The organism is Protofrankia sp. CiP1_Cm_nod2 (assembly GCF_920664355.1).
Lineage (GTDB): Bacteria > Actinomycetota > Actinomycetes > Frankiales > Frankiaceae > Protofrankia.
The window spans coordinates 1-8955 of record NZ_CAKKTL010000152.1 but is presented as its reverse complement, the minus strand read 5'-3'; the positions used below and the strand labels follow the sequence as shown (position 1 = coordinate 8955).

The window sequence follows — 8955 nt, the reverse complement described above, 5'->3', positions numbered from 1 at the left end:
CCCACGGGCGTCTCCTTCACTGATCTGGATGCCTCCGGGCGCGCCGGAGGCCGTGTTCCCGTATCTGCCGTGTTCTCGTATCTTTCGTGCGCGTATCCAGGCCCGCGGGACTATGTTATGTCCAGGTTCGAGTAGAACCACCGGTTTCGTCCAAGGACGACGGGTCATAGCCGTATGAACGACAGCTCCGTGGCCGGCGGCGGACGTTGGTGACCAGAAGACCGTGCCGCTTGAGTCTCGACACGAAGCCGCGACGTCGAAGCTCCAGACCGGGCGCGTCGACGGGGCCGCCATGGCCATCGCCGCAGGTCCATGATGCCCGTCCATGGGGCCGTAGGACCCCTGAACGCGGTAACCCGCCTCGCGAGTCACCATGAGTGACATTTCTATAGCGTATTTGTCGCCATTGGTCCGCCCGGTCGAGGGCTGTCGAAGGACCGGCCGAAGAGACAGGACCGGCCGATAGAGGCGGGGACGGCCGAAGAGGCGGGGACGCCGACGGGCCGGGAGAGGCCGGGGGAGCGGAGGAAGCCGAGCGGTGCCGCCGGACGCGCGGTCACCTGGACGTGGCGGTGGTGGACGCCCGTGAGGCCGCCGCGTCCCAGGCGTCGGCGACGATCCGGTCGATGGTCGAGCGGCTGCCCTGCCAGCCCAGCTCCGCCCGGATACGCCGGCTGTCCGCCACGAGCACGGGCGGCTCCGCCGCCGGCGGGCGGTGTACCCGTCGCACGGCGCGGCCGGTGACTCGCTCCACCGCGTCGAGGACGTCGGTGACGCTGACCCCGAGGCCGGTACCGACGTTGAAGATCCTGCTGTGGCCGGGCCGGACGGCGTCCAGGGCCGCGAGATACGCGTCGGCCATGTCGGCCACGTGCACGTACTCGCGGATCACCGCCCCGTCCCCGTTGACACCGAAGGACTCGCGGCACCCGGCGGCCACCGCCAGCGCCGCCGGGATGATCCGGCTCTCGTCGTTGTCGAGGTGCCGGCCCGCGGCGCCCGCGACGTTGAAGGAGCGCAGCACCACCGCGCCGATCCCGCCGGTCGCGGCCTGGTGGACGACGAGCTGCTCGGCGGCGAGCTTGGAGGCCCCGTAGGGGTGGGTCGGCGCCGGGGACGTGCTCTCCGGGATGGGCTGGGTCTCCGGCGTGCCGTAGACGGCGCCGGTCGACCCCAGGACGACGACCGGCGCGGTCCCGGTGGCCTCGGTGCCGCGTTCGAGCAGCCGCAGCAGGTTCGCGGTGCCCGTCACGTTCACCGCGAAGTACCGCAGCGGGTCGTACCGGGACTCGCGCACCCGGGTCAGGGCGGCGAGATGGCAGACCGCGTCGAACCCGCGGTCGAGCCGGGCGAGCTCGAGCGCGCGGACGTCCACCAGGTCGGCGACGACGATCTCCGCCTCCGACGCGAGCCGCGGGCACGATCCTCCGGAGTGGACGAGCGCGGTCACCCGATGCCCGGCCGCGGCGAGGGCGTCGGTGACGGCCCCACCGACGAAACCGGCCGCGCCGGTGACAAGAACACGCACGATGTCGACGGGGCCGTCAGGACGCGGCCCGCATGCGCAGCCCGGGCAGCAGCGTCCCGCGATGGCGCCATGCGAGCTCCAGGCAGGCCGCGGCCGAGGGCGCGAGCGGTTCGTGTTCGATCAGCCGGCGGACGGCCGCGTGGGTGAACGGGATGCCCTCCGACGCCCGCCGGTGCGGGCCGGTGGTGACCACGGAGCCCTCGGCGTTGACCGGGACCATCCCGGCGAACAGCGAGTCGAAGACGTCGGCGTCCACGACCACGACCGTGAGGATCTCACCGAAGAGCGTGAGCGCGTCGACGCCCATGCCGAAGCACCAGGCGCGGACCCGGCCGGCGCGCCGGGCCCGCTGCAGGGAGCGGAACGGCTCGTCGCCGTCGTAGTCGATCAGGGAGGAGCTGCTGCCGTCGTGCTCGGCGTTGCCGAGCAGCTCCTCGCTCAGCTCGCGCATGATGTTGCGCCAGAGGTCGAAGTCGGCCTCGTGGTGGCACGGGGAGATCCCGGAGGGCTGGAACACCCCGGCCGGCAGCACGTGGTAGACCCCGCCCGCGGTCGCCACCGAGCCGGCGCTGCGGCGGTGCAGCATGAAGCTCGCCCGGCTCTGGTCGTGCCGGATGGTCAGGGTGTTGATGGACGGCAGGACGACCCGCTGGCCCAGGTCGAACGGGTCGCCGATCCGGCGCCGCAACGGCAGCGCCGGCCAGGACAGCCCGCCGCCGAGCATGGCCGCGGCCGTCTCATGGGCGACCGACTCGCACACGTCGAGGGCGTCGAAGTAGGTGGTGTGGCCGAAGGCCAGCCGTGGCCCGCGCTGCCCGGCGCGGGTGGCCTCAAGCATGCGGAAGCTCAGGCGGTTCTCGAAGAGCGTGGGCCGGTCGAGATCGCGCATGGCCCGGGTGTAGGTCCCGAAGGCGGCCCCGCCGTCGGTCAGCGGACGCAGATGCTCGGTGTCGGTGCCCGCTCCCGACACCGTCGGTGCGGGGAGCGCGTCGGACCACTCCAGTTCGATGTCGGCGAGGTCGACCGGCTCGTCCCACATCCAATCGGGCCGGGTCAGCAGGCCGTTGCCGAGCCGGTGGGGCTGTGGGTACAGGCCGGCGGTGGCCCGGGCCAGGCTGATCCGGTGGTGGTTGAGGTGGTCGCGTGTCAGCCGCCAGGTGCGCTGGCTGGCCGCGATCCGCTCGTCCAGCGGGTCGGTGGGGGCGGCGTCCCGGCGGCTCTCGGCCAGGGAGCCCGCGGCCAGGCCCACGTCCTCCGGGGACAGCGACAGCCGGCGGGCGATGTGACGCAGCGTGGAGATGTCGTGAATAACCCGCCGGCCGCTTTCGACCTTGGAAACGTAGGACTGGTCGAAGCCGAGCCGTTCGGCGAGCTGCTGCTGGGTAAGGCCGAACGTCTGCCGGTAGGAGCGGAGAAGGAGTCCCACGCCGGTCGATCGCGTCGTCTGGTGCGGCGGCGTCCACAGCCATGGCTGACCAGTCACCCGCGGTCCTTTCATCCGGCTTCGGGGTTACTGGAAGTGAGCATAACTAGTCGGTCGATCGACCGCGCATAGCCACAAAATGGTCGCTTCCGGTACAGCGAAAATGTTGCTTGCGGTGAAGTGAATCACACGTTCCGCTGACAATCTATTGCGCGTATCCGGGCCGGGCGAGCGGGTGTCGCGGGCCGGCCGGCCGCCGGTTCTTCAGCCGTCCGAGGTTTCCGGTTGGGTGGATCATCTGTTCACGACGCCGTCGGCGAGATCAAAAAAGATCACGACGACGATCAGTGCGATGATCCAGCGAAGAAGGCCCAGCCGGCCCCAGATCTCACGCGCGGCACCGCCGCCGACGCGGCGGCCCCACACCAGCAGCGCGAACAGGGCGCCACCGACGACGACGAGAAATATGCCTGCGTTACTGGCGTCGGGATGCACGTCAACGATGATCGCAGATGATCCCGGGGAGATGGTGGCGTCGTTCACACGGAACGGCGCAACAGTGGTGGGTGCAGGGCCGTGGCGGAGCCCCGCCGGTACAGCTCGGCCGGGCGCCCCCCGCCGCGGGGCGCCGCGCGGGCGCCGACCGGCACCACGAAGCCAGAGGTCGACAGCACCTTGCGGCGGAAGTTGGGCGGGTCGAGCGGGGCGCCCCAGGCCGCCTCATAGACGCGGCGCAGCTCGGCCAGGGTGAACGGCTCCTCGCAGAAGGCGGCGGCGAGCGGGGTGTACTCCAGCTTGCTGCGGGCCCGTTCCACGCCGTCGGCGACGATCGTCGGATGGTCGAAGGCGAGGACCGGGCCGTCCGCGGAGCCCAGGTCCTCCACCGGCCACCAGCGGGCCGTCGGCCCGTCGCGGTCGGTTCCCGGCGGGGGCGGCAGGTTCGGGAGCAGGGCGAGGTAGGCCACGCTGACGACCCGCGCCCGCGGGTCGCGGTCCGGCCGTCCGTAGGTGCGCAGCTGCTCAAGATGGCCGGACGCGGCGACCCCGGTCCCCTCGGCGAGCTGCCGGCGGGCCGAGGCGTCCAGGTCCTCGTCCACCCGGACGAAGCCACCGGGCAGCGCCCAGTCGTCCTGGAACGGCGGCGCGTCCCGCTGGGTGACCAGTACGCAGAGCTGCCCGGAACGCAGCGTCAGCAGGACGACATCGACAGTGACCGCGATCGGGGACGGCCCGTTCACGAGCATGTCCGGGGCCCGCCGCGCGTAGCCCCGGCCCGCCCGCGCCCGGCCCGCCCCGGCCCTGTCCGTGGGGACGCTGTCCACGGGGTCCCCACCGAGCGGGGTCTCGTTCGACATGACAGGTCTCACGATGCCCCAGTGTGCGGCCTGGCCACGCCGGCGGGGGCGCTGACCCGCCGTCCGGCCCGGGACGGCGGCGCCGGGCAAACCAGCGCAAAGGCCCGGGCGGGACGGGCGGGACGAGCCGGCTGGGCAGAGCGAGCTGAATGGGCAGAACGAACCGGCTGGGCAGAGCGAGCCGGGCGAGCGGGGTGAGCCGGTAGGGCGATGGGGCGGGCCGCGGGCCCGTCCGGCGGGGCCTACAGCTGTCCGGGCTGCCGCGCTGCCCGCTGGCCGGCGGTGATGACCGGCAGGCACGGCCCGCCGTAGGTGACCTGCAGCGCGTGCGCCGGCAGGGACGCCAGGGCCGCCTGGTGATGGGCCCGGGCGGCGCGCAGCCCCTCGGCGGTCGTCGCGTCGGAGTCGAGAATCCGGCCGCCGCGTACCAGCGGCACCAGCAGCGGCCGTTCCGGCCAGGACGGGCCCGCCTCCGGGCCGCGCGGGGCCCGCGGACGGCCGGTGCCGGTGCCGGTGTGGCTCTCGTCCCGCTTCGCCGCCGGCTCGGCTCCCCGGACCGGCGTAGTGATCACGTCGGCGACCGCCACCCCGTCGCGGCCGTGCCGGCGGGTCAGATGCTTACGGCCGCCCCTGGTGCTCTTGCCGACCGAGGCCTTCGCGACCGCCGTCCCCGCCACCTCGACGAGCTTGTAGACGAAGCCCGTCGTCGGCGCGCCCGAGCCGGTGACGAGCCTGGTGCCCACGCCGTAGCCGTCCACCGGCGAGGCCGCGAGCGAGGCGATGGCGTGCTCGTCGAGATCCCCGGTCACGATGATGCGGGTGGCCTGCGCGCCGAGGCCGTCGAGCTGGGCGCGGGTGGCCCGGGCCACGGCCGCGAGGTCGCCGCTGTCGAGCCGGACCGCGCCGAGCGCCGTCCCGGCCACCTCGACCGCGGTGGCGACCGCCGCCGGCACGTCGTAGGTGTCGACGAGCAGCGTGGTGCCCGTCCCGAGCGCGGCGGTCTGGGCGGCGAACGCGTCCCGCTCGGAGGCGTGGACGAGCGTGAACGCGTGCGCCGCCGTGCCGGTCGTGGGGATGCCCCAGCGCCGGCCCGCCGCCAGGTTCGAGGTGGCGGTGAAGCCGGCCAGGTAGGCGGCCCGGGCCGCGGCGACCGCGGCCTGCTCGTGGGTGCGGCGGGAGCCCATGTCGACGCACGGCCGGCCCGCGGCCGCGGCGACCATCCGGGCGCCCGCGGCGGCTATCGCGCTGTCGTGGTTGAGCACGGAGAGCACCAGCGTCTCCAGCAGGACGCATTCGGCGAAGGTGCCTTCGACGACCAGCACCGGGGTGTTCGGCATGAACGGCTCGCCCTCGGCGAGGCCGTGGATGTCCCCGCTGAAGCGGTAGCCGGCCAGGTAGTCCGCGGTGGCGTCGTCCACGGTCCCGTTGCCGCGCAGGTAGGCGAGCTCGTCCGGGCCGAACCGGAACGCCGCGATCGCCTCCAGCAGGCGGCCGGTGCCGGCGAGCACACCGAACCGGCGCCCGGCCGGCAGCGCCCGGGTGAACACCTCGAAGACCGCCCGCTGCGACGCCGCCCCCGAACGCAGCGCGGCCCGCAACATCGTCAGCTCGTACTGGTCGGTCAGCAGGGCCGTGGACGCCGGTGCTGGCGGCTGCGCGGGCAGCGGCATGGGCAGCGGTGTGGGCGTGGTCATCGCGGACCACACTAGGACCTCAGCAGATCACACGCACGATCCTGGTGTATCGGGTCATCTCCGTGTCAGGTCATCTGCCGTCGGTCGCCGGATACGCCCTGCGGACGGGCGCGGCGCCCCCGGCCCGCTCCCCGGCGGGGCGCCGGAACGGCAGCACGTCGGCCGATCGCGGGGCCGCCAGCCGGCCGGCGTCCCGCAGCAGGGCGGTGGCCTCCTCGGCCGTGCCCGGTGGGCTGATGAACGCACCCTGGGCGAGGTCGCAGCCGAGGGCGGACAGGGCGTTGAGGGTCTCGGCGTCCTCGACCCCCTCGGCGACGACCCGCAGCCCGAGGTCGTGGGCCAGCGCGACAGTGGCCCGCACGATCGCGCGGCTGGCCCGGCCACCGGCGGCGTCGCGGACGAACGACTCGTCGATCTTCACCTCGTGCAGGTCGAACTGCCCGAGCACGTTGAGCGCGCCGTAGCCGGTGCCGAAGTCGTCCACGGCCAGCCGCACCCCGAGGTCGCGCAGCGCGGCCAGCGAGCGCGCGGTCGCGGCGGACTCGGTGACGACCGCCCGTTCGGTGATCTCCAGGGTGAGCGCCGCCGCGGACAGCCTGTTCGCCAGCAGCAGCTGCGCGATCTCGGTGGCCAGGCCCGGTTCCAGGAGATTGCGCGCGAACAGGTTCACGGAAATACCCACCCGGGCGCCGTCCGCGTGCCACCGGCCGGCCGCGGACAACGCCTCCCGCAGCACGGTCCGGGTGAAGTCGCCAATGCGTCCGGACTGTTCCACGGCACCGATGAAGGCGTCCGGGGAAAGCCGGCCGAGAACCGGGTGGTTCCACCGTGCGAGGGCCTCGAAAGCGACGATCCGGCCCGTTTCCAGGTCGATCTGCGGCTGGTAGCACAGGTTTATGTCGCCGTGGTCGAGCGCGTCGTGCAGGTCCGCCATCAACGCCATGTGGGCCAGCGTGGAGGAATCCTCGTCGGCCCGGTAACGCCGGTAACCGCCGTGCGTTCTCTTGGCCTGGTACATGGCGACGTCCGCGCGGCGCAGCAGCTCGTCGACGGTGTCGCCGTCCTCGGGGAGGCAGGCGATCCCGATGGACGCCTCCACCGAGAGCATCATCCCCTCGACGGCGACCGGGTGGGCCAGCACCCTGGTCAGCGTGGCCGCGATGGTCTCGGCGGCCTCGGCGTCCCGGATCCCGGTCAGCAGCACGGCGAACTCGTCCCCGCCGATGCGGGTCACCAGGTCGCCCGCGCGGACGCCGCGCCGCAGCCGTTCGGCGATCCCGCGCAGCAGCTGGTCGCCGGCGTCGTGCCCGAGGGTGTCGTTGACGTCCCGGAACCGGTCGAGGTCGACGAGCAGCAGGGCGGAGCGCGGCCCGGCGGCGGTGGCGGCGATCGCCTCGGCGGTGCGCCGCTGGAGCATCCGGCGGTTGCCCAGGTTGGTCAGGGCGTCGTGGAACGCCTGGTCGTGGGCTTCGGCATAGGTGTTGGCGTTCGTGACCGCAAGCGCCACCAGGTTCGCGAACGCGGCGAGGACGGCCTGGTCGTGGTCCTTCCAGGGGGCCGGCCGGGCGAAGCGCAGCCGCAGCACCCCGACCTGGCCGGCAGGCCCGGTCAGCGGGGTGGCGACATGGTCGGTTCCGCGCTGGAAGCCGGTTGGCGATGCGGTCGGCGATCCGGACGGCCGGGGCGCGGGCGCCGGCGGCCGCGATATCGACGCCGGTGGCACGGGTGCAGGTGGGCCCGGCGGTGGTATCGGCGGTGGGCCCGGCGGTGCTATCGGGTCGACGACGAGCTCCACGCCGTCCGGCCGGAAGATCTCATAGGCGATCCTCGTCGCGCGGGCCTCGATGGCCGTCCGGTCCAGAATGGCGAGATCCTTCGCGGCCGCGTTGAGCTGGCGCCAGTGGTCACGCTGCTGGGCCGAGTCGACCTGCATCCGGTAGACCATCACCAGGCCCGCCAGGACCGGCGGGAGGACGATCAGCGTCACCGGGCTGGTGTGGGCGAGCGCGACGGCCGCGCAGCCGACCGCGATGCCGCCGGCCGCGATCACGGTGCTGATGCCCATGGTCTCGCACAGGGTCCGGCGCAGCGGCGTCCCGCGCGCCGCGGAGATCACCATGGACACGGACAGGCTGGTCCACAGGCAGACCGTGAGGCCGGCCGGTGCCGCGAGCAGGATCTCCACACCCTCCAGATGCCCTGGACGCCCGCCCGACAGCCACAGGACGCCGGCCGCGACCGCGGTGCCCAACGTGGCGCTGGCCCCATTGAAGATCACCTTCACCGGTGGCCTGCGCAGGATGGCGTGCATGACCGGGACCACCACGGCGCTGATCGTGACGAGCTGGGGGGCGGGCAGCAGGGCCAGCCCGATGACCACGCTGGCCTCGCTGAGGTCGTAGTCGCCGGTGTGGTGCCCCGAACGCACCCGCAGCAGGGGTATCGGGCCGATCGCGACACAGGCGATCCCGAGGGCCAGCCGATACCACGAGACCGGTCCGGCTGTTTCCGGCAGGCGGGCCAGGCAGACCACGGTCACGGCCGCCGCGGTGGAGGTGACCATGACGAGCACCAGGTGGTACCTGGACGGTACTAACCGTGCACGCGCGCCGACGGCCATCTGGGCTCCCGTCCTGCCTGCGGAGGTTGCGTGATCGGGCCACCGGGATCACGCCGCCTGGACGGCGGCGCACCCGGTGCCTTACGTAGGCTTGACGTTACGGTCATCGTTCACTACGCCCCGATCATGTACTACGCGGTGGGGGCGTAGTGAGCTGATACCGATATTGCGAGGGGGCGCCGTGGCGCCCCTGTCCGACCGGGGCCGTGTCGGCCTTGTCGTGTCGACGGCCCGTTCGCCGGGTCAGGGGCCGGCGGACCGGCTCCCGTGGGCCGGCTGCCGACCGGCCCGCGCGTACCGCCTGGCCGGCCGCCGCGGGCCCGACCGGCCCGCAC

Annotated in this window: 6 protein-coding genes; all 6 read right to left on the bottom strand. The window is 73.3% G+C overall.

Features of this window, described 5'->3' with window-relative positions; translation table 11 throughout:
- Positions 1–556 precede the first annotated feature (556 nt).
- Positions 557–1528, bottom strand: a complete 972-nt coding sequence (locus NBW84_RS16455; protein WP_250285623.1) for an NAD-dependent epimerase/dehydratase family protein — start codon at positions 1526–1528, stop codon at positions 557–559.
- 16 nt (positions 1529–1544) lie between these two features.
- Positions 1545–3011, bottom strand: coding sequence for a helix-turn-helix domain-containing protein (locus tag NBW84_RS16450; RefSeq protein ID WP_250285622.1), 1467 nt, complete (start codon positions 3009–3011; stop codon positions 1545–1547).
- A gap of 234 nt (positions 3012–3245) precedes the next feature.
- Positions 3246–3494, bottom strand: a complete 249-nt coding sequence (locus NBW84_RS16445; protein WP_250285621.1) for a hypothetical protein — start codon at positions 3492–3494, stop codon at positions 3246–3248.
- Complete coding sequence (locus NBW84_RS16440) at positions 3491–4195, bottom strand: NUDIX domain-containing protein (RefSeq protein ID WP_250285627.1); 705 nt, start codon at positions 4193–4195, stop codon at positions 3491–3493. The genes NBW84_RS16445 and NBW84_RS16440 overlap by 4 nt, the downstream gene beginning before the upstream one ends.
- Before the next feature lie 353 nt (positions 4196–4548).
- Positions 4549–6000 carry a nicotinate phosphoribosyltransferase gene (locus NBW84_RS16435; protein ID WP_250285620.1) on the bottom strand — a complete coding sequence of 484 codons (1452 nt, stop codon included), beginning with the start codon at positions 5998–6000 and terminating at the stop codon, positions 4549–4551.
- A 70-nt stretch (positions 6001–6070) separates the two neighbouring features.
- On the bottom strand, positions 6071–8620 hold the full coding sequence (locus NBW84_RS16430) for a putative bifunctional diguanylate cyclase/phosphodiesterase (protein ID WP_250285619.1): 2550 nt from the start codon (positions 8618–8620) through the stop codon (positions 6071–6073).
- Positions 8621–8955: the final 335 nt, after the last annotated feature.